The organism is Sphingomonas segetis, assembly GCF_009720245.1.
Taxonomy (GTDB): domain Bacteria; phylum Pseudomonadota; class Alphaproteobacteria; order Sphingomonadales; family Sphingomonadaceae; genus Sphingomicrobium; species Sphingomicrobium segetis.
In genome coordinates, this window is the sequence record NZ_WJSQ01000003.1 from 1 (window position 1) to 17210 (window position 17210).

Here is a 17210-nt window from a genome sequence, read left to right on the forward strand (position 1 = left end):
CTGCATCGTCGGCTGGTCGCCCGTCGCGACCGCGGCGCGAAAGCCGAAGTCGCGCGCCAGCAGCTGCGCGGCGTTCTGAAGCTCGACGGCGCGCGCGTGCCACAGCCGATCGTAGACGGCTCCCGAGGACTGCAGCTGCCCCTCCACTTCGCGCGAAGCCGCGCCGGCAATGAACGTCGAGAGCGCGGCAGACACCGCCAGCATCGCCGCCGCGAAGAGCAAGGCGAACTGCACCGTCAGGCGCGTGCTCAGCGAGCGGAACGGCCGCACCGGCTCAATAGTCCATCGGCATTACCGGGGGCGGCGGGCGCAGCCGGACCGAGAAACTGGCACTCCGCTGGCCGGCAGACACCCCCTGCTGCACCGTCCCGCCAGGCGCGCGCAGATAGGGGTGCCAGACCGTCAGCGTTCCCGGGGCATTGGGTGCGTCACTGAATGAAACGAGCCCCTGGCCGTTGGTGCGTGCCGTCCAGGCGCTGTCTGTGATGACGATGAAGGCGCTCATCTGGTCGTGGATGTTGCAGCCGAGCGCGACCACGCCCGGCTTGTCGAAGTGGACCGTGCGCGACTGGTCCCTGGCGAACAGCTTGAGCTCGAAGCGCTTGGGCGCCGAGAAGGAATAGACGTGGTGCTTGGTGTTGTCGAAGTTGGGAAAGGAAATGTCGGCGCCGACGGGCACGATCGACAGGAAGGGATGGAACTGGAGGTTATGCTGGGAGACGACATAGCGACCGCCGGATTTCGGCACGCGCGCGGCGCCTCCTGCCGGATGCAGCGTCACGACGGCGTTGCTTACCGGCCGCCCGGCGGAATCGACGACCCGGACCGTCAACGGCGCCGCAGCGACAGGCGCGGTCAGGGCCAGCCCTGCCGCGAAAAACGAGAGTCCACGCACCATGTGGTGAGGTTAAGGCAGGAACGGTAAACGTCGCCCCGCCCGACATGGTTACCAGTCCATTCGCACCTCGGCCTGGAGCTCGGTCTGGCGCTGCCGCGGCGCGAGGCCGGGGTCTTCGCGATCCTCGCGACGGCTCGACACGTGGAGCAGCTCGACGAGGCCGGTGAAATGCTCCCACTCGCGCCTGGCGACGACCATCGCCGACCAGCCAGTCTCATCGTAATCCTCGGCGATGAGGCTGCCGCGGTTGCGCGTGTCGAACGCCTCGGCGCGGGCGGCAATGCCAAATGGGCCGAGCGGCTTGCTCGCGAGCACGAACGCCGAGCGGAAGCGGTTGTCGACCCAGCGCCGGCCGTCCATCGCATAGCCCATTCGGGTGCGCCCCTGCAGCGCCTGCGCCTTGAGCTCAGCGCCGCCCCCCAGATTGGCGGCAAGGCCGAGGTTCTCGAACGTCGTGCGCCAACCCCATTCCATGTCGTCATTCACGTCGGTCGGGCCGGCGCGGTTGTCGTAGCGGAAGAGCTCGACACGGACCGGCAGCGGCGGCTGCCAGGCGAGCTTCGCATAATAGCCGGGGCGGTGCGCGAAGCCCTTGTGGAGGTCGATCAGCGGATGGGTGAACGGCGCCTGCATCGTGCCCATCTCACCATCGATCGGCGGTAGCGGCCAGCGGTTAAAGGCCAGCGTGGTGCGATCGTGAAGCGCCCAGCCGCGAAAGGTGAGCAGCGTCCCCGATGTGTCGTTCGCGGCGAAGATTGCGGCCGTTGTACGCAGCTTGTGATCGCCCGCCGAAATGCTGACGGTGCCTTCGAGGGCGACGGGACGCACTTCCTCGCCGATCCAGCTGTTGATCGCCGACGGCGTGATCGTATCCGCGACGTGCCAGTCGGCCCCGGAATGCTCGAGGCTGACGGGCGGCCACATCAGCCCGGCGCGCGCCGAGAATGCCGTGCCGCTGGCGCTGCGCAGCGGGCGGAAGTTCAGATATGCCTGGCTGAGGCCGGCCTGGGTGCGCTCGCCGCCCTGGAGCGACCCGACAAATGTGCCCGACAATGCCCAGGTGAGTTGAGGTTGCCAGACGAGGCTCGCATTGCCGAGCTGCGGCCTGATCCGGAAGTCGCCGTCGCTGCCCGAGCGAAGCTTGCCGAAACCATGCTCGAGCCAGCTCCTCTCGCCGTCGACCGCGACAAGGCGCAGGTCGCCGCTTAGTTCGAGCGTGTCCGCCGTGAACAGCCGCAGATCCGATGCCGCAGCGGGACTCGCCCATAGTGCAGCGAGCGCGCAGCCACAGGGAAGCGCGCAGCGGTGAAGCAGGCGTCGAACGGCGCAAGCCATGGGCGCCGGGGTAACCGAACGAGGTTAAGATTATGATGAGGATGCGGTGGCTTGCGCTGGCTGCATCCCCCCTCTATCTAGCCGCGGCCTTGGCTCCCGTCGCGACCCTCCAGTCGCACAAGCGGGTTCCGGTCGGGGAGTAGCTCAGCCTGGTAGAGCACTGTCTTCGGGAGGCAGGGGCCGGAGGTTCGAATCCTCTCTCCCCGACCACGTTTTTACTAGACAAATCGGCCTAGGAATGCAAGTGAAATAGACAGGGGCCGAAGTCACGAAACGAACCCTTCGGCCTGTTCTTTGACCCTTTGAACCTTCGTCGCGACGCCGCGCAGATGCCCCGGCGAGTAGCGGGCATAGTGCGTCGAAGTGGTCGCGGAATCGTCATGGCCCATGAATTGCGCCAGCTCGTCCATCGACGCCCCGGCCTCTGCTGCCCAGACGGCTCCCGTATGGCGAAGCGTGTAGGGCGTGACCTTGATCCCTGAGCGCGCTGAGGCGGCCTGAAACGCCTTCTTGATGTTGCCGATGGGCTTTGCGCCGCGCTCGACCACATATTCGCTCTGGCGGCCCTTATAGGCCTGTTCCAGCGCTTCCATCGCTTCGTCGTTCAGCGCGACCACGGGCCGGCGCTTCTTCGTCTGTCGCCGCCCCTTCGGGTTAAGGTCGATCTGACGCCGCTCGAAATCAACGCGATCCCAAGTCAGTTCCAGGATCGCAGTCGGGCGGGCCATCGTGTAGAGCCCGAGCAAGGCATAGAGCCTCGCGTGGGGAGCCTTGACCCCCGCATACCAGCGCTCGAATTGCGCGTGCGTCAGGTGGCGGATTTTCCGCTCTGGCGCTTCCGGCCTCCAAACCTTCTTTGGCTTGTTTGCGTGGCGTAGTGCCACGGAGAGCATCGACAGCTCATAGCGGAGCGTCGCGGGACCGACCTTGCGCCCTTCGGCATATTTGCGGCACATGGCCTCGTCTATCCGCTCGGGGTCCACATTCTCCCAAAAGCTCTTCATCGCCTTCCACGCGTCTTTTTGGCGAGCCGTGGACGCGATCTCCGCTTGTTCGCGGGCGGCGATGTAGTCAGTCACGATGCGCCCCACTGTCCACGGATCGTCCCTCAGCCCCGAGAAGACATTGCGTGCTTCAGCCTCTGCGCTGGATCGGTCCTTCGCCGAGAGACGGATGCGAGTGCGCTTGGGCTTACCCTTGGCGTCGCGCTCGCCGGTTGGAACGACGATTGCGTATCCTCTTCCGAGGCGCTGGACGGTAAACTCTGGCATTCGAACCTCTGGACCTCTTCAGCCGGTATGCGGATCAGCGTGCCGAGCCGGAAGCAGCCAAGCTCCCCCGTGGCGATCAGCTTGCGGATCACGCCCTCCGAACATTCCCACGCATCCGCGAGGGTCGCAACTGTGTAGGCTCGGCTCACGCCGCCACCTTCCGACACGCGCGGCATTTGCACGATGCCTCGTGTAATCTCCCGTGTATATGCTCTCTCCGGGATGGTTTTTGATGTGCAATCCTGTGCGGAAGCATGGATAGCTTTCTCGGATCGGCGGGGGATTTGGTGAAGAGCCTCATTGGGCGTCCCCCTTCGGGGCCGGGCTGGCGGGCTTGCGCCCTGAGCCGCTTTGCGTCTCAGCCGTTCCGGCGCTCATCCCTGACGCGCGCTCGTATGCGCTCGCCATGTCGCTCAGCCGTTTCGCAGCGGGCTCAGGCATGAACATGCCGTCGCCCATGCCGAGAAAGCGACACCCGTATTCTTGCTCGAGAAGCTGCTCACCAAGAAGCTGAATGAACTGGTATATACACCGCTCCGCACGTTTGCGCGGCGTCAGGCTTTCGCCCGCCTCCATCCACTCGGCGCACTCATCAAGCTTCGCCTCCACGCCCATTTCAGACGCCAAATCATATTTGATTGCCTTGTCGGGGATTGCGCGAGTCATGCCCCAGTCCTTTCGGAATATAGGGCGCAATAGAAATCTGGCCGAGTCAGCAGCTCGGCATGGTAGTCGCTGCCATCCTGCACGACCGCCATCTCCTTCTTTAGCGCGGCCAGCCGAACACCCTCCCAAGTGTTCTCCGGCGGCGGCTGATCGCCGAACTCATCCCAGTCGGTATCGTCTGCCCAGCCAAGCTCGCGGTCCCGCGTGGCGTTGTCGAGAACGCGCCATCGCTCCTTGACCGCCAAGCATCGCCCCAGCCCGGACCAACGCTCGTAGATCACAAACGAATCCGGTTCGTTGCGCGCCCAATGGCGGCACTGATCGCAGCGCATTTACATGTCTCCCGCGATAGCGATTGAAGCCCGAAGGGCGGCAACCGTGAAACAGGGTGCCGTGCGAAGCACGAAAGCGCGGGCCTGAAAGGCATCGCCCAACATTAGGCAGCATCCTTCCATACATTGTGCCGAGCGCCGTATTCGTTGATGGTCATGCGGCCCTCGCTTCGTTCGTCAGTTCATCGACGGAGCACCCAAGCCATTTGCTCAGCGTCGTGAACGCAAAGTCGATGTATGCCGCGCGTTCCGGCTCCGTCATCTTGTGGAAGCTGATCGAGTCATAGTCCTTGATCTGCTCGCCGCTCGGCAGGGTGACGACCTTGACCAGTCCCGCCCTGTCCTTGAGGACGTTGTGCAAGAGCTGGTCGGTAAGCCCCGGAGCTTGCTCGTCGAGCATCGGCGCCGCGATGCCGAGCACAACCCAATAAAGGGCGATCCGCTTGTTATTCCCCTGGGTGCGGGTGATCTTTACCCTGACACGGCCATGGACGGCCGCCAGAGCTTTCTCGGCGGCGGGGTTCGCAGGGAACAGCCCGCCAAGCCGGCGCTCGAAGATCAGGGGCGCTTCGTCAGCCACGGCGTTCTGCCTCCGCTTGGCATTCGCGCATTAGTCTGCTGGCGGTTGCTTTGGTCGGAGCCGATCCAACTCGCGCGCCGTCGCGCCTGACGACCCAATAAGTGCCGCGCGCCGGGTTTTGCTCTTTTGTGATCGTCCAATCAGCCACCTTCGCGCTCCTTCCTGACCTTCTCGATCTCGAATCGCTTGGGCGATCCCTGAATGAACAGCTCGATGATCGCGCCAACGTCCCGGCCCTTCCAGAACGACCGCTCTCCAACCGTATGCTGTTCGGCATGGCAGGATTTGCAGAGGCTAACGGCGTTCCAATCATCCGGGCGCTGCCCCATTCCCGCGCACGATCCCAGACGCACATGGGCGAACTCGATTCCCGCCATGCTTCCGCAGTTCGTGCAGGCATGGGAGCGGACAAACGCAGCGTGCGCCTGTGACCGCCAGCGCGAGGCTCGCTTGGCTTTCTTCGGGATGCGGGCAGGCAGGTTCACCGGACGCGCGCCTCCCACGCGGGATCGCAAGAGACGAACGGAACGTCGTCCGCCAAATCGTGGTCAAATGCCGCTGCCGGCTGTGCTGTGCGCGGGGCCGTTCCGCCGCCCGATTGCTTGCCCGACATGAACGGGTCGATCTCGGCCGCCCGGATTTCATACTGGGGTTTGCCGTTGTATTCGCCGATAACCAGCTCGCCGGTAACAGCGACCTTCTCACCCTTCTTGATGTATTGAGCGAGCTTCGATCCGCGCTCGCCCCATATGGCGACACGAAACCAGTTGGTCTGCTTGCTGTCGCCCCAGCCCTGATCGACGGCGCAGTTGAAGTTGGTGACTGTGCCGCTTCCGGCCTGACGGGTTTCGGCATCGCCGCCGACGCGGCCCGTGATTGAAATGAACTGCATCTAAGCCGCCTCCAATTCCTGTTCATATCTGGCGCGGAGCTGCGCCACGGTTTCATCAATTTCGGCGAGGAACGCGGCCACTTCGCGCTCGACCTCGGCAATCTCCGCGTCGTCGCGAGGGAGCCGCTGAACGAACAGCCGCATGGTTTCCGGCAATCGCGGATCGAACGACACAAAGTCGCAATACTGCCGCCCGGTGCAGGCCATCTGAAACAGCATTTGCAGCCGGTATTTGTCGGGAATGGAGCCGCCCAACAGTGTCTCGATGTGCGTTGCCGTGCCGGGACATTTTATCTCGACCAGGCCATCGTCTCCGATCAGCCCGTCAGGCGATGCGCCGGCCATCGCGATTGTCGGATGATCGACGAACGCGATTTCCTCGACGGCGCATAGCATGTGCTGGCAATAGGCTTCGCGGGCGTGGGGCTCGGTATCCGTCCCCCATTGCATCGCCGCATTGCAGTAAGACGGCTCGACCGTTCCCGTGAGGCGTTCGGCGACGAGCTGCGCGGCGTAGTTCTTGCGCCCCGCGCCCCATCCTGATTTGGTCCGCGCCAGCACGTCTGAAATGCGCGAGGCAGTGACCTTTCCGGCCCGCGCGGCGAACCACGCTTCGCTCCGCTGTTCCATCATGCGGGCTCCTTTGCGAGAGATTTCAGCCGCGCGATCGCGGCAGCCGCCTTGGCTTCGGACAGCTCGGCGATTGACGACACGCCGTAAGCCTCGACGATATCCTGAACCGTCTTGCCTGCTGCCGGGATCAGCGCGGTCATTAGCGAGCGTTGTTCGTCGGTAATCATGGCCGTCCGACGCGGCGCGGAGGCGACCTCGTGTGTCACGGCGTCGGCGTCATTGTCGCCCTCTGTCGGGATCGCGAAGGTCATGAACGCCGCATATTTGTAGGCCGCACTCATGGCCTTGTTCGTGGCCTTGTCGCCGCTGTCCATTGCCTCGCCAAAGGTCGCCGCCGTGTGCGTCGTTCCGTCGATTGCCGACACAAAGTCGAACTCGGCGTGGACCGTAACGTAGAACAGCGCGCCACCATTCTTGCTCTGGCGCTCGATCACTTCGCGGGTCAGAACGCGCGGCACCACCACCAGCTTGTGCTTGGCGAGCAATGGCGAAAGCGCAGCGTAAACGTCGTCGATGCCACGGAAGTTATAGCCGCTGCCTTGAGTGTTGCGGCGCGTCTTGGCGATGCCGACTGTTGCCAGCTCGCCCTGGACCGCCGCGATTGCCTGATAGACATGCGGCGTTGCGGCCTCGATCTTCGATTGTGCCGTCACGAATTGCGCGGGAGCGGTTTATTGGACGCGCTCCCGTCCCTGTGTTGTTCCCTGAAAAGCTCGATTGCCTTCATGGCGATGCGATGTTCGGTATCGCCGTCATAGGAGCCGTGCAGGCGGAGCTGCGCGCAGCGGTCAAAGCCGTCCTCACGCTCGATCTCGGCAACGGCGCGGCGCGCAATCGCATCTTCCGGCGACGCGGGACCAACATACGGCGAGAGAGAGATCGCCCAGTCGGTCGCGCCCTTTGAAAGCTGCGCCGGGATTTCATCGACACGGTGCATCATTTGCTGTCCCCGAGAGCGGCGCGGGCGCGGAGAGCGGCGGCGCAAAGAGCGAGGGCGGCATGGGAGCTTTCGCCATGAACGGCGTCATAGGTCGGGTGGCCGAGTCCCCACTTCCAGAAAAGCCCCGGCGTGTCGCGGCAGATGTCAGTTTCGAGGAAGGGCTCCCACCCTTCCGGCACCAGCGTCATCGCGGCGTCGAGGGATGCGGTGGGCGACGGCAACGGCCCGTTCTTCTCGTCACCCTCAAGCGACCAGTAGCCATCGTTGCCACGATCGAAGAGTCGTCCGTCCTCGAAAACGTCCCGGTATCCGAACGCTGGGTGTGTCAGAATCGCAATGTCCAACTCGCGATCCGGCCCCGTCGCAGCTTCGCACCGCTCTGCAAGCTCAATCAGCCGTGCGTCAGTGTCAGTCATGCCACCCTCCTTTTCATCGGATCGCTGTGAACCTCGGTCAGTGCGGGACAATCGACCCCTTCCGCAGCCCACGCGGAGAGCATTGCCGCGCGCCCTTCCTCGGTCTTGAACTGCGCGAGGATGCGACGGCGCAGCTCCATCATCTCGATCCTGTGCTGCTGCTCCAGCTCGGCCATGCGGCGGCGCTTGTCGGCTTCGCGCTCGGCCTTCTCGGCTTGTGTAAGCGGGGGCTTGCCTTGCAGGGCGCGGAGGAAGTCTGCACCAGTGACGCGGGATGCGTCGGCGATGATGATGCCGGTTTCGGCGGTCATGTGGAGGCGGGTCATTGGGCGCGTCCCTCGGCCCGGAGCGCCGCTTGCAACTCAAGCCCGCGCTCGTTTAGCCGCCAGCAATTATCGGTGCGGTGCTTATGCTCGATGACATAGACTAGCCCGCGCGTCCGCTTGATGCCGCGCCCACTGATGCCGTACCACATGCGTTTCGCCGCCTGATGGTCAGGGGACGGCCCCCAATCTTCACCGAGCGCGAGGATGACGCGCCGTTGCGCTGCGCCGAGCTTGGCCGCGAGGTCCGCTAGCTCGCTCATGCCGACCTCCGGTGACGCGGGTCGCGGTGATAGTCTTGTCGGCTGACGATGAGCGTCCGCCCGAACGGCAGAGGAAACATGTGATGCCATTGGTTGCGGCGGGAGCGGCGCGGCACGATGCTAAGCGGCTGCTTCCGATGAGAAAGGGCAAGCGACCAAATCCAGCAGTAGCTCTTGCGGCCCGTGTAGGACGCAATAACGAGGTCGCCGTTGCTGGCGCGCGTGAACATGCGGAGCCCGCTCACAGCCCGAACCCCGCCAGCAGCTCGCGCAGTCCGAAGTAACCCAAGCAGAACGCAGCCACGCACAGAGGAAAAAGCGTTGCAATAAACCAGCCGAGCCGGTCGGCGAAGGTGCGCTCAAGCCAGTCCGCGACAGGATGCACCGGGCGGATCGTGATGTGCCGAGCCTCGCGGTTCAGCCGGTCGCGGATTGCCTGTAGCGCGGCGTCATCGCGTGTTGCTTGCACCATGCGATGCGGAAACATCGGTACAACCGAGCGCGGCGAGGGGTCGTCGGCGTTGGGCGCAGGAATGTCCCAGGGGTTCATGCCGCCCACCGCTCGGCAACGGCCATCTTGAAGGCCATCAGCCGCTCATCCGGGTGCTTCGTGTAATCGACCAGCGGCACCTTGTTCGGGTGCTTGGCGATGATCGCCAGCCAGCCGCCGGGAAGATCGCGGACCACCGAAACGCCATTCGGCGCAGCTTCGATGATCGACTGTTCCAAGGTAGCCATTACTCCAATCCCCTCTTCAGGTGATGCTGAACTTCATCCTCGCGGGTCACGCCGGCACCTGCTCCGCGAGGCAATAGATGCTCTTGAGCGCGCCGATCCCGATGCTCGGATGATGCGTGTCCCAATGGCCGCGATACTTGACGATCCGGCCAGCCTTGGCGGCGCGGTTGAGGCGGGCCACCAGTTCACGACTGAACTGGCCGATGTTGACCAGGCGCTCGCCGTTCAGAAGGGCCGCTTCCGCGCTTTCGATTGTCCAGGGCATCTTCGCTCCAATCCCGTTCAGGTGATGGAGCTAGATATACACCTGTCCGGTGCATATGCAAGCACGAAATGCACTCAGGCGGTGAAAATATTTTCGCCGCCCCGCTTGCGCTGTAGGATTTTAGGTGGAACGGAAAGCGAACGCGGTCATTTCGCGTTAACGAACTTTACTAAAGATATTATGCGCTTGCATCCAATCTCGACTGACATAGACTCGATGGTTCGCGTTCGATTCCTGAGCTTGGGGGAGTTCGAACCAAGCGAAGGTGGGGGAATGCAGGCGAGGGTATCTGCGTGGCCGTGTTGCAGCGGCGCATGCAAGGTTCGGGAGTTCAGATCGTCGCTGGCTAGTTCGCTGCGGGGACGTATCGACTGCCTACGACATCTGTTGCAATCCGCGCCAGCGCAGCGTCGCTTGCTGCTTCAGGGCGCCTTGAAAACGTCTGAAGCAGCTCTTGCAGCGCTAGAGACACAAGTTGCACAGTGTCCTCATCGGGATCGGGGTCTTTCAGAGCCACCGCCGCCAGTGTCCGCGCGGCCTCGGTTGCGACTTGTTCACTCAAGCGAGGAACCGACGCGCTAGGCGCTTCCAGCGGGCCGGCGATCAGCTCCATCGGATCGACCTTTAGCGCCTTCGCGATTTTCTCAATCCACTCGATTGTGAGCGGGGCCTTACCCTTCTCCAATCGACTGAGGTGCTGATAGCTCGTCGGCGGATTAATCTTCGCCGCAAGCTTCTCCAGGCTCATCCTTGGCATCCGGGATTCGCGGGCCGCCGTGATGTTCGCTCCGATGCGTTCCGCCAGCATGGGAGCGCAGTGCGTGAGAAGCGCGATTTGGGCTATGCACGCCATACGTGAAAAATCCTCTTGAAAGCGTTTCGATATACACCTATGAGGTGCATATGCGCCTTCAAGACTATCTCGCTGAAACCGGCATGACTCGGGCAGAGTTCGCGCGCCGGATCGGCGTGAAGCACATCAGTGTGACGCGTTACGTCAACGAAGGCCGTGTCCCTGAACCCTCGGTGATGGAGAAGATCATCGAGGCGACTGAGGGGAAAGTTACAGCCAACGACTTTTTCGGTCTGGCGGCATGACGGCGCGTTACATCGGACACCGCTTTCTCGGTGCGCGTCTAGTTCCGATGTTCAAAGTTTCGCGCGGGGGCGTTCCCCTATTCGCTTTCGCGCCGCCGGCGAGCACGGCCGTAAGCCTCGCCGGCACCCATCCGAACCCACGCGCGGAAGAATAGCCGCCATGGGGGGTTGTCTCATCTTTGTCGGCATTGTGCTGTTCTTCCTGATGTCGCGCTCGACTACGGGTGTTGAACAGGCAATCTATATCGCGATGGAGTGGGTGCTGGTCGGGTTCCACCTGATCCGCTCTGCCATCTTGGAGCGCCGCTAGATGCGCGTCCTCACCTTCATCGAAAGCCTCCGGCCACCGGCTTCTCGCTACGGGATACCGATCTACGGGGATTGGCCGTTCGTCTGTGAGGAAATGCGGGCCGCCACCCGGAAAGTCCTGGGGGGAGAGGCTGCGTCGAGCAGCGGCCCGGTAGGCTGTCATTCGCACCATGACGGGAGCGGCTTCTAATGGCTACTCGCGCGAACGTATTCCCTTCCGGCGAAGAAACATTTCCGCGCTCGCTGTTCGGCGGGCCGTCGCGGCGCAGTTATCGCGCTGCAATCAAAGAAATAATCCTCAACGTCAAGGCGCGTTACGGCCTCTCCGATTGGGACTTGGCCGAGCGCATCGGAGTTCACAAAGACACGATTGAGAACGCGCAGGAAGAGGTTGCGAACCTCGACGTTGTGACCCTTCTCAACATTGCCTGGACGTTCGGCGAGGACGCGATTGCGCCCGTCCGCGCGCTCTACCTCTGCGCCGTCCGCGAGCCCGAAACCGCAACCGAGAAGCGCCGCCGTCTGATCCGTGAGCTAGCTGCATTGGAGGATGGTGATGGGTAAGCGCTCAAACTTCGAGCGCATCCCGCGCGACTTCTACCCGACGCCGTATGAGGCCGTCGTTCCGCTGTTGCCGCATTTAGCTCCGGTCACGCTATTCGACGAGCCTTGCGCTGGCGATGGAGCGCTGATCGGCCATCTTCGCAAGCACGGCCACGTCCTTCTCAAATGTTGCGATATAGAGCCACGGGTGCCGTGGATTGCGACCGGCGATGCAACGAAGATTGGGCCGGGATCGGTTGCCGATTGCTACATAACAAATCCGCCGTGGGAGCGAGCGGCCCTTCACGCGATAATCTCCAATCTCAGCGCTCATTTGCCAACATGGCTGCTGTTCGACGCCGACTGGATGCACACGCGGCAATCGACTCCCTTCATGCCCTACCTACGCAAGATCGTGAGCGTCGGGCGGGTCAAATGGATTCCCGACAGCAAGATGACCGGCAAGGACAACTGCTGCTGGTATCTGTTCGATCAGGCGGATGATGCGCCGGCTCAATTCATCGGGAGGGCAGCATGATCGCCCGCGTCGGCAAGGCGCTGTGGCGCGCATATCTGAATAGCGTCTTGTGGTTCACCCTCGGCGCAATCCTCGCGTCTGTGAACGCCTTTATCATCCTGACTGCGGTTTATCATGCGGGGGTTTGCCGATGAACTTCCGCCACCAGGAGCAATAGAGAATATGGCGGGGGAAGATATGGCGCATCCCTTGCGGGACCGGGCTGGCGCTGCGATCGGACAGGCGACGCGGCGCAAGGAATGGCGCACGCTCGATTGGCTGCCGGGATATGAAATCTCGGAAGATGGCGACATCCGCCACACAACGAAAAAGGCGACTAGGCCAGCGGGCTACGTCGTCAAGGGATGCGTCAACGGGCAAGGCTATTTAAAGGCCAAGCTGTCCACGCCGACCGGCAAGCGGCAATTGGCGATTCACCGCCTCGTCTGTGAGGCGTTCCACGGTCCGCAACCTAGCCCGGACGCCTTCCATGTCGCGCACGGCGACGGCAACCCGCTGAACAACCACTACACCAATCTTCGCTGGGCGACATGCAAGGACAACCTGGCGGATCGTCGGCGACATGGGACACATCCAAACGGTGAGCGCAACCCGCGCGCTCGTCTGACGTGGGATGACGTGCGGAGCATCCGCCGGCGCTTCGTCGGGGATCGGGGTGAGGTTGCGGCATTGGCTCGCGAATACGGCGTTTCTCACGGCGCGATGCAAGCCGTCTGCAACGGGAGCCACTGGCATGAATGAGCCGAAGAAGCCCCGCAACGGCATCTACTGCAAGCGGCGCGGATGGTCGTTCGAGAACGAGTGCCGCCATGCCGCGCTCAACATGGGCTTGTCCGCCCGCCGTGTTCCGCTTTCCGGGGCCGGCGAGGAAAAGGGCGATCTCTGCATCACCAGCTCATTCGGCAAGGTTTACCGCTGCGAGCTGAAGCGCCGCAAGAACCTCCCCGAGTGGATCGTCAAAGCCCTCGGGGATCACGACGCGATGATTATGCGCGGCGACCGGGGAGAGGCGCTGGCCGTCATTCCGCTCGATACGCTGCTGGGGCTGCTGCAATGACCGACCCCTGGCCCCTCGAAAACCGTCTCATCAGCCTACGCAACTGTGCCTATCTGATGATCTGTTCCGGCAACAGCTTCGGCGATCTCAACCCGTTGGCGGTCATCGCATCGCGCGGTCTGGACGGTCGAGTCAGCATCAAGCGCTTTCAGCAGATGTGGAACGAACAGCTTGAGCGGTTCGAGAAAGAACAACTGACGAAGTGCGTCAACAGCAATCCGGTGGAGGGGAAATGATTAGCGACCTCTCGCCAAGCATGACGAGCGTGCTGGCGAACATTGGGACGGGCTCTGCCTCGGCAACCGAGATGGGAGTCAACGGTTCCGTAATGAAGCGCCTTTGGAAGCTTGGTTTCCTCAAGATGGACCTGGAGCCGAGCGGACGCCTAGCGCCATATTACAGCCTGAGCGAGCGGGGCATCGGGGCCGCAGCCGTCCTCAACGCCGCGTTGCCGGTCCCCGATCATTACGAGCCGCCGATCGCGCGCATCAAGCGCAAAACGGCAGAGCATTATCGCATTCCGGCGATCGAGATGGTGTCCGCGCGCAGAGCCCGGAAGGTGGCGCGCCCGCGACAAGTCGCCATGTATCTCGCCAAGAAGCTCACGCCTAAATCGTTGCCAGAGATCGGGCGCAGCTTCGGCAATCGCGACCATACCACAGTCATTCACGCCGTTCGCACCGTCGCGCAGCTTATCGCCGATAATGCCGATTTCGGTCACGAGGTTAAAACGCTCCTCGATTCCATTGTTTCCGAAGAAAAGGCTGTGGAAAGCGGGGGAAATTCTATTGTTAACACGCCATCGGCGGGAGCATAGAATCTTCGATGGCACTTGCTCTCTTCAAAAGCGAAGTATCGCGCACCGATGTTGAGGTTGCTTGGGCGACCTTGCGCGCACTTACGCTTGCGGAGAGCGATGACGCATCGCTCGAACATGATCCATCCCACCAGCTCGCAATAGCTACGGCCCGCGCACGGTTCGAGCGCCTTTACAGCGATTGGACTTGCTCGTGAACGGCTACACGGAAAAGGCGCTGGATTGGTTGCGCGATTATATTGAATGGGCCGCGCGCGAAGTCGGCGGACAGTGCGAGAGTCCGATTGAGGACGGCCTTTTGCGTTGCTTTATCGCCATGCGTCTGGCCGATCGTCGGTTCCGCGTGGATGGGCTGCGGTCGGGGCCGATCCTCACCGATTGGGAGGCGGTTATCTACCCGCAGCACAGGGTCGCGGGATACCGCCTTGATTTCGCCGTCAAGGTAGAAAACGGAACGAATGTGTCGTGGATTGCCGTCGAGTGTGACGGGCACGACTTCCACGAACGTACAAAAGAGCAGGCCGCTCGCGACAAGGCGCGCGACCGATTTCTGACGACCGCAGGCTTTCGCATTCTGCGGTTCACCGGCTCCGAGATTTACGCAAACCCGATGGGCTGCGCTCTCCAGGTGTCGGAGCTTGCTGCGAAGATTGTGGAAGGTTGGGAGTGAGCATTGCAACTCTCATCCGACGCATGACGGACGCAGGGGCCCCACCAGAAGCCATCGCGCTCGCTGTCGAGGAAATCGAGGCGCTTCAGCTCGCCCTAGATTCCCGCCGCAATGCGGATCGGGACAGAAAGCGCGCACAACGGGAGCGGCGGAAATCAGCCAGTGTCACGGGACATTCCGAGGACAGTCACGGGACAGTCACGCCCAACCCTTCCCCGGATAAAGTTTCCCCCCAGACCCCTCTTCAAAATAACCCCAACCCATCACCCCCCTATAATCCCCCCGCTTCCCAGAGACGCGGCACCCGACTCCCCGACAACTTCGAGATGCCGGATGAGTGGATCGTCTGGGCGGCAGGAAAGCGTGGCTGGTCGCGAGCCGATGCCCGGGAGGAAGGCGAGTGCTTCGTCCGGTTTTGGCAAGCCAAGCCTGGGCGTGAAGCCTGCAAGCTCGATTGGCTCAAGACCTGGCAGAATTGGGTGACCAACTCGCGTCGCAAGCCGAGCGGAATCGACGAGGGCAGGAGCATGTTGTGCTGAAGCCGGGGAAGTTCGTCTGTCCCGTCTGCACGCCAACGCGGAAGCACAAGCGGGACAGGAGTTTGAGCGTCAGTCGAGTGGAGGGCGGATATGCATGGAAATGCCACAATGCCGGATGCACCAATCAAGGATTTGAAAGCGACGGCGTTGCACGACCGGCACCGCGCGTGGATCGAAGCGCGCGGGATTTCCGCCGACCTCGCTCAGAAGTTCGGGCTGGAAACGGTGCGCCGGGACGGCAAGGCGTGGTTGGCGGTTCCCTACGTCGAGCGCGGCCTGACGGTGAACCACAAGTATCGGCTGACCTCCGAAAAGCGGCACCAGATGGACCAGGGCGGCAAGCTGACCCTGTGGAACCACGACTGCCTGCTTCAGGATTCGGACAAGCCGGTGGTGATTTGCGAGGGCGAATGGGATGCGCTGACCGCCCTTCAGTTGGGCTACAGGGCAGTCTCCGTTCCGAACGGGGCGTCGGGCGGTGAAGGCAAGCTCGAATACCTCTGGGAAGCGCGCGACCTCCTGAACCGCGTCCAGACGTTCATCCTCGCGACCGACAATGACGAAGCGGGGTTGAAGCTTAGAGCCAACCTCGTCGCTCACCTTGGGGCGGATCGCTGCAAGTTCGTCGATTACGGGCCGGAGTGCAAAGACCTCAATGAAACGCTGCTCGGATACGGCGCGGACTATGCGCGGCTCGTTCTCGACAATGCCAAGCCGATGCCGGTCAAGGGGCTCTACACGATCGACGATTTCCCCGAGCGGCCCGAGCTGACCGCATGGCAGACGGGGATCGAGCCGCTGAACGATACCGGGGACACGTCGCGGCCCGCGCTCTACATCGTGCCGGGGACACTTACCGTTTTCACCGGCCACGCCAACATGGGCAAGACGACGGTGATGGACAGCGTTGTCGCGCACCTGCTCAAGGTCGGGGTTCCTACCCTCGTCGCATCATTCGAGACGGACGTGAAGCCGATCCTGCGCGATGGAATCAGGGCGGCGATGCTCGGCTGCGGTTCTCACGAATTGCGGAACGCGGACCTCTCGGCGTGCGACGCGCTCATTCGCGAGCGGCTTCGGATCATCACGCAATCGGTTGACGAGGACCAGGAGATGGACCTCGATTATTTCCTCGACCTGTGCCGCGTGTCGGTCCAGCGCGACGGCACCCGCGTCATCATCCTCGATCCGTGGAACGAGCTTGAGCACAAGATGCGCCACGGCGAGCCGGAGACGGTCTACATCGGCCGCGCGCTTCGGGCGATCAAGCGGTTTGCCAAGGTCCACGACGTGGCGTTCTGGATCGTCGCGCATCCAACAAAGCCATTCGAGGGCAAGGTGAGGATGCCCCGCCTGCTGGATATTTCCGGCTCCGCGAATTGGGCGAACAAGGCTGATTTCGGGCTCAGCTATCACCGCGGCGAGCATGACGCGGACCTGTGCGTGACGAAGGTTCGCAAGGGCTATCCGGGGCGTCGGGGCAACGTGAAGGTCAATTACGACTTCCGCATCTCGCGGTTCGTCGAGGCAGCATAACCGGGAAAGGGCGGGGGGAGAGATGGCAAAGAAGCGGCCTCGGCTTTTCGGGGACGGCACGGGAGCGGGGGGATGGCTCCTCACGGGTCCGTTACTTCGCCGAGGCCATAACCGAGCTTCCGCGCTTCTCGTAAAATCCACGCGGCCACAGGCACCGTCTCATAACCGTTGCGGGACGCTCAACGCGTCAAGTTTCGTCCGGTTCCATTGACTAGGAAGGGTGGGGGAAATGTTCATCGGCAGCGGAGACGAGTTCGAGATTCGCAAGGCGGCGAAGACCAGCGACCGCCCACCCATCAAGGATCGGGTGCTGGGCTATCGGGCCAGCCAAGTGCTGGCGTTCATTCGGCAGCAGATCGAATTGCACGGGATCAGCCCAAGCTATGCCGAGATCATGGAGGAGCTGGGATTGTGCTCGAAGGGCGACGTTCACCGGATCATGGTGAGCCTTGAGGCGAGAAAGCTGGTGAGCCGCGACGTGAACCGCTGGGGCCGCAAGGGTGTTCGCGTCATTCGGTTGGTGAGCCGTTAAATCACTAACCTTCCTTCGC

Annotated in this window: 30 protein-coding genes, 1 tRNA gene and 2 pseudogenes; 13 read left to right on the forward strand and 20 right to left on the reverse strand. The window is 62.6% G+C overall.

The annotated features are described in order from the left end of the window. The 3 genes and pseudogenes from GH737_RS00485 to GH737_RS00495 all read right to left on the reverse strand — a co-directional run. Window positions 1-270, reverse strand: a pseudogene (locus GH737_RS00485) (putative bifunctional diguanylate cyclase/phosphodiesterase); the annotation flags it as partial. A 4-nt stretch (window positions 271-274) separates the two neighbouring features. After that, the gene (locus tag GH737_RS00490; RefSeq protein WP_155262902.1) at window positions 275-898 is read right to left on the reverse strand and encodes a hypothetical protein; all 624 of its coding nucleotides are present in this window, start codon (window positions 896-898) and stop codon (window positions 275-277) included. A gap of 48 nt (window positions 899-946) precedes the next feature. Further along, entirely contained in the window at window positions 947-2233 is a 1287-nt protein-coding gene (locus GH737_RS00495; RefSeq protein ID WP_155262903.1) for a hypothetical protein, read from the reverse strand. Between the two features lie 133 nt (window positions 2234-2366). Here GH737_RS00495 and GH737_RS00500 point away from each other — a divergent pair. Continuing rightward, window positions 2367-2443: transfer RNA gene (locus GH737_RS00500), tRNA-Pro, on the forward strand. Window positions 2444-2499: 56 nt separating this feature from the next. Here the strand turns inward: GH737_RS00500 and GH737_RS00505 are convergent. From GH737_RS00505 to GH737_RS00585, 17 genes are all read right to left on the reverse strand, one after another. Then, window positions 2500-3324 carry a tyrosine-type recombinase/integrase gene (locus GH737_RS00505; RefSeq protein ID WP_196232894.1) on the reverse strand — a complete coding sequence of 275 codons (825 nt, stop codon included), beginning with the start codon at window positions 3322-3324 and terminating at the stop codon, window positions 2500-2502. A 17-nt stretch (window positions 3325-3341) separates the two neighbouring features. After that, complete coding sequence (locus tag GH737_RS16045) at window positions 3342-3680, reverse strand: helix-turn-helix domain-containing protein (RefSeq protein WP_155262905.1); 339 nt, start codon at window positions 3678-3680, stop codon at window positions 3342-3344. 121 nt (window positions 3681-3801) lie between these two features. Then, window positions 3802-4119 (reverse strand): hypothetical protein, encoded by a 318-nt coding sequence (locus GH737_RS00515; RefSeq protein ID WP_155262906.1) that lies wholly within the window; start codon window positions 4117-4119, stop codon window positions 3802-3804. Window positions 4120-4166: 47 nt separating this feature from the next. After that, window positions 4167-4502 carry a hypothetical protein gene (locus tag GH737_RS00520; protein ID WP_196232895.1) on the reverse strand — a complete coding sequence of 112 codons (336 nt, stop codon included), beginning with the start codon at window positions 4500-4502 and terminating at the stop codon, window positions 4167-4169. Window positions 4503-4656: 154 nt separating this feature from the next. After that, window positions 4657-5082, reverse strand: a complete 426-nt coding sequence (locus GH737_RS00525; RefSeq protein WP_155262908.1) for a hypothetical protein — start codon at window positions 5080-5082, stop codon at window positions 4657-4659. Between the two features lie 140 nt (window positions 5083-5222). Further along, complete coding sequence (locus GH737_RS00530) at window positions 5223-5567, reverse strand: DUF968 domain-containing protein (RefSeq protein ID WP_155262909.1); 345 nt, start codon at window positions 5565-5567, stop codon at window positions 5223-5225. After that, the gene (locus GH737_RS00535) at window positions 5564-5974 is read right to left on the reverse strand and encodes a single-stranded DNA-binding protein (protein ID WP_155262910.1); all 411 of its coding nucleotides are present in this window, start codon (window positions 5972-5974) and stop codon (window positions 5564-5566) included. The genes GH737_RS00530 and GH737_RS00535 overlap by 4 nt, the downstream gene beginning before the upstream one ends. Next, the gene (locus GH737_RS00540) at window positions 5975-6607 is read right to left on the reverse strand and encodes a lambda exonuclease family protein (protein WP_155262911.1); all 633 of its coding nucleotides are present in this window, start codon (window positions 6605-6607) and stop codon (window positions 5975-5977) included. Next, entirely contained in the window at window positions 6604-7260 is a 657-nt protein-coding gene (locus tag GH737_RS00545; RefSeq protein ID WP_230558544.1) for an ERF family protein, read from the reverse strand. Before GH737_RS00545 ends, GH737_RS00540 begins: the two co-directional genes overlap by 4 nt. Further along, window positions 7257-7547, reverse strand: a complete 291-nt coding sequence (locus tag GH737_RS00550) for a hypothetical protein (RefSeq protein WP_155262912.1) — start codon at window positions 7545-7547, stop codon at window positions 7257-7259. The genes GH737_RS00545 and GH737_RS00550 overlap by 4 nt, the downstream gene beginning before the upstream one ends. Continuing rightward, on the reverse strand, window positions 7544-7963 hold the full coding sequence (locus GH737_RS00555) for a hypothetical protein (protein WP_155262913.1): 420 nt from the start codon (window positions 7961-7963) through the stop codon (window positions 7544-7546). Before GH737_RS00555 ends, GH737_RS00550 begins: the two co-directional genes overlap by 4 nt. Then, window positions 7960-8274 carry a hypothetical protein gene (locus GH737_RS00560; RefSeq protein ID WP_155262914.1) on the reverse strand — a complete coding sequence of 105 codons (315 nt, stop codon included), beginning with the start codon at window positions 8272-8274 and terminating at the stop codon, window positions 7960-7962. The genes GH737_RS00555 and GH737_RS00560 overlap by 4 nt, the downstream gene beginning before the upstream one ends. An 11-nt stretch (window positions 8275-8285) precedes the next feature. After that, window positions 8286-8549 carry a hypothetical protein gene (locus tag GH737_RS00565; RefSeq protein WP_155262915.1) on the reverse strand — a complete coding sequence of 88 codons (264 nt, stop codon included), beginning with the start codon at window positions 8547-8549 and terminating at the stop codon, window positions 8286-8288. A gap of 241 nt (window positions 8550-8790) precedes the next feature. Next, entirely contained in the window at window positions 8791-9099 is a 309-nt protein-coding gene (locus GH737_RS00570; protein WP_155262916.1) for a hypothetical protein, read from the reverse strand. Beyond that, a complete protein-coding gene (locus GH737_RS00575) occupies window positions 9096-9287 on the reverse strand; it encodes a hypothetical protein (RefSeq protein ID WP_155262917.1) in 192 nt (63 codons plus the stop codon). The genes GH737_RS00570 and GH737_RS00575 overlap by 4 nt, the downstream gene beginning before the upstream one ends. Window positions 9288-9333: 46 nt before the next feature. Next, the gene (locus GH737_RS00580) at window positions 9334-9552 is read right to left on the reverse strand and encodes a hypothetical protein (RefSeq protein WP_155262918.1); all 219 of its coding nucleotides are present in this window, start codon (window positions 9550-9552) and stop codon (window positions 9334-9336) included. 346 nt (window positions 9553-9898) lie between these two features. Continuing rightward, complete coding sequence (locus tag GH737_RS00585) at window positions 9899-10360, reverse strand: helix-turn-helix domain-containing protein (protein ID WP_196232896.1); 462 nt, start codon at window positions 10358-10360, stop codon at window positions 9899-9901. 47 nt (window positions 10361-10407) lie between these two features. On the opposite strand from GH737_RS00585, the gene GH737_RS00590 reads away from it, so the two are divergent. The 12 genes and pseudogenes from GH737_RS00590 to GH737_RS00645 all read left to right on the forward strand — a co-directional run bounded on the left by GH737_RS00590 (window position 10408) and on the right by GH737_RS00645 (window position 17191). Further along, window positions 10408-10650: a helix-turn-helix domain-containing protein gene (locus GH737_RS00590; RefSeq protein WP_155262920.1), complete on the forward strand. Its 243-nt coding sequence runs from the start codon at window positions 10408-10410 to the stop codon at window positions 10648-10650. Between the two features lie 160 nt (window positions 10651-10810). Continuing rightward, on the forward strand, window positions 10811-10960 hold the full coding sequence (locus GH737_RS00595) for a hypothetical protein (protein ID WP_155262921.1): 150 nt from the start codon (window positions 10811-10813) through the stop codon (window positions 10958-10960). 188 nt (window positions 10961-11148) lie between these two features. Beyond that, entirely contained in the window at window positions 11149-11523 is a 375-nt protein-coding gene (locus tag GH737_RS00600; RefSeq protein WP_155262922.1) for a hypothetical protein, read from the forward strand. Beyond that, complete coding sequence (locus GH737_RS00605) at window positions 11516-12040, forward strand: class I SAM-dependent methyltransferase (protein ID WP_155262923.1); 525 nt, start codon at window positions 11516-11518, stop codon at window positions 12038-12040. The genes GH737_RS00600 and GH737_RS00605 overlap by 8 nt, the downstream gene beginning before the upstream one ends. Next, window positions 12037-12174 carry a hypothetical protein gene (locus tag GH737_RS00610; RefSeq protein ID WP_155262924.1) on the forward strand — a complete coding sequence of 46 codons (138 nt, stop codon included), beginning with the start codon at window positions 12037-12039 and terminating at the stop codon, window positions 12172-12174. Before GH737_RS00605 ends, GH737_RS00610 begins: the two co-directional genes overlap by 4 nt. A gap of 28 nt (window positions 12175-12202) precedes the next feature. Then, a complete protein-coding gene (locus tag GH737_RS00615; protein WP_196232897.1) occupies window positions 12203-12781 on the forward strand; it encodes an NUMOD4 motif-containing HNH endonuclease in 579 nt (192 codons plus the stop codon). After that, the gene (locus GH737_RS00620; RefSeq protein WP_155262926.1) at window positions 12774-13097 is read left to right on the forward strand and encodes a hypothetical protein; all 324 of its coding nucleotides are present in this window, start codon (window positions 12774-12776) and stop codon (window positions 13095-13097) included. The genes GH737_RS00615 and GH737_RS00620 overlap by 8 nt, the downstream gene beginning before the upstream one ends. After that, a complete protein-coding gene (locus GH737_RS00625) occupies window positions 13094-13333 on the forward strand; it encodes a hypothetical protein (protein ID WP_155262927.1) in 240 nt (79 codons plus the stop codon). Before GH737_RS00620 ends, GH737_RS00625 begins: the two co-directional genes overlap by 4 nt. 296 nt (window positions 13334-13629) lie before the next feature. Further along, window positions 13630-13786: pseudogene (locus GH737_RS15680) on the forward strand (helix-turn-helix domain-containing protein); the annotation flags it as partial. Window positions 13787-14107: 321 nt separating this feature from the next. After that, complete coding sequence (locus tag GH737_RS00635) at window positions 14108-14584, forward strand: endonuclease domain-containing protein (RefSeq protein ID WP_155262929.1); 477 nt, start codon at window positions 14108-14110, stop codon at window positions 14582-14584. Between the two features lie 647 nt (window positions 14585-15231). Further along, on the forward strand, window positions 15232-16659 hold the full coding sequence (locus GH737_RS00640) for a bifunctional DNA primase/helicase (RefSeq protein WP_196232898.1): 1428 nt from the start codon (window positions 15232-15234) through the stop codon (window positions 16657-16659). 229 nt (window positions 16660-16888) lie between these two features. After that, the gene (locus GH737_RS00645; protein ID WP_155262931.1) at window positions 16889-17191 is read left to right on the forward strand and encodes a LexA family protein; all 303 of its coding nucleotides are present in this window, start codon (window positions 16889-16891) and stop codon (window positions 17189-17191) included. Window positions 17192-17210 lie beyond the last annotated feature (19 nt).

Coding starts and splice junctions, on each gene's coding strand:
- GH737_RS00490 (WP_155262902.1), bottom strand. CDS start 898: ATGGTGCGTGGACTCTCGTTTTTCGCGGCAGGGCTGGCCCTGACCGCG.
- GH737_RS00495 (WP_155262903.1), bottom strand. CDS start 2,233: ATGGCTTGCGCCGTTCGACGCCTGCTTCACCGCTGCGCGCTTCCCTGT.
- GH737_RS16045 (WP_155262905.1), bottom strand. CDS start 3,680: ATGCCGCGCGTGTCGGAAGGTGGCGGCGTGAGCCGAGCCTACACAGTT.
- GH737_RS00515 (WP_155262906.1), bottom strand. CDS start 4,119: ATGGGCGTGGAGGCGAAGCTTGATGAGTGCGCCGAGTGGATGGAGGCG.
- GH737_RS00520 (WP_196232895.1), bottom strand. CDS start 4,502: ATGCGCTGCGATCAGTGCCGCCATTGGGCGCGCAACGAACCGGATTCG.
- GH737_RS00535 (WP_155262910.1), bottom strand. CDS start 5,974: ATGCAGTTCATTTCAATCACGGGCCGCGTCGGCGGCGATGCCGAAACC.
- GH737_RS00540 (WP_155262911.1), bottom strand. CDS start 6,607: ATGATGGAACAGCGGAGCGAAGCGTGGTTCGCCGCGCGGGCCGGAAAG.
- GH737_RS00550 (WP_155262912.1), bottom strand. CDS start 7,547: ATGATGCACCGTGTCGATGAAATCCCGGCGCAGCTTTCAAAGGGCGCG.
- GH737_RS00555 (WP_155262913.1), bottom strand. CDS start 7,963: ATGACTGACACTGACGCACGGCTGATTGAGCTTGCAGAGCGGTGCGAA.
- GH737_RS00560 (WP_155262914.1), bottom strand. CDS start 8,274: ATGACCGCCGAAACCGGCATCATCATCGCCGACGCATCCCGCGTCACT.
- GH737_RS00565 (WP_155262915.1), bottom strand. CDS start 8,549: ATGAGCGAGCTAGCGGACCTCGCGGCCAAGCTCGGCGCAGCGCAACGG.
- GH737_RS00570 (WP_155262916.1), bottom strand. CDS start 9,099: ATGAACCCCTGGGACATTCCTGCGCCCAACGCCGACGACCCCTCGCCG.
- GH737_RS00575 (WP_155262917.1), bottom strand. CDS start 9,287: ATGGCTACCTTGGAACAGTCGATCATCGAAGCTGCGCCGAATGGCGTT.
- GH737_RS00580 (WP_155262918.1), bottom strand. CDS start 9,552: ATGCCCTGGACAATCGAAAGCGCGGAAGCGGCCCTTCTGAACGGCGAG.
- GH737_RS00585 (WP_196232896.1), bottom strand. CDS start 10,360: ATGCTGGCGGAACGCATCGGAGCGAACATCACGGCGGCCCGCGAATCC.
- GH737_RS00595 (WP_155262921.1), top strand. CDS start 10,811: ATGGGGGGTTGTCTCATCTTTGTCGGCATTGTGCTGTTCTTCCTGATG.
- GH737_RS00600 (WP_155262922.1), top strand. CDS start 11,149: ATGGCTACTCGCGCGAACGTATTCCCTTCCGGCGAAGAAACATTTCCG.
- GH737_RS00605 (WP_155262923.1), top strand. CDS start 11,516: ATGGGTAAGCGCTCAAACTTCGAGCGCATCCCGCGCGACTTCTACCCG.
- GH737_RS00610 (WP_155262924.1), top strand. CDS start 12,037: ATGATCGCCCGCGTCGGCAAGGCGCTGTGGCGCGCATATCTGAATAGC.
- GH737_RS00615 (WP_196232897.1), top strand. CDS start 12,203: ATGGCGGGGGAAGATATGGCGCATCCCTTGCGGGACCGGGCTGGCGCT.
- GH737_RS00620 (WP_155262926.1), top strand. CDS start 12,774: ATGAATGAGCCGAAGAAGCCCCGCAACGGCATCTACTGCAAGCGGCGC.
- GH737_RS00625 (WP_155262927.1), top strand. CDS start 13,094: ATGACCGACCCCTGGCCCCTCGAAAACCGTCTCATCAGCCTACGCAAC.
- GH737_RS00640 (WP_196232898.1), top strand. CDS start 15,232: ATGCCGGATGCACCAATCAAGGATTTGAAAGCGACGGCGTTGCACGAC.
- GH737_RS00645 (WP_155262931.1), top strand. CDS start 16,889: ATGTTCATCGGCAGCGGAGACGAGTTCGAGATTCGCAAGGCGGCGAAG.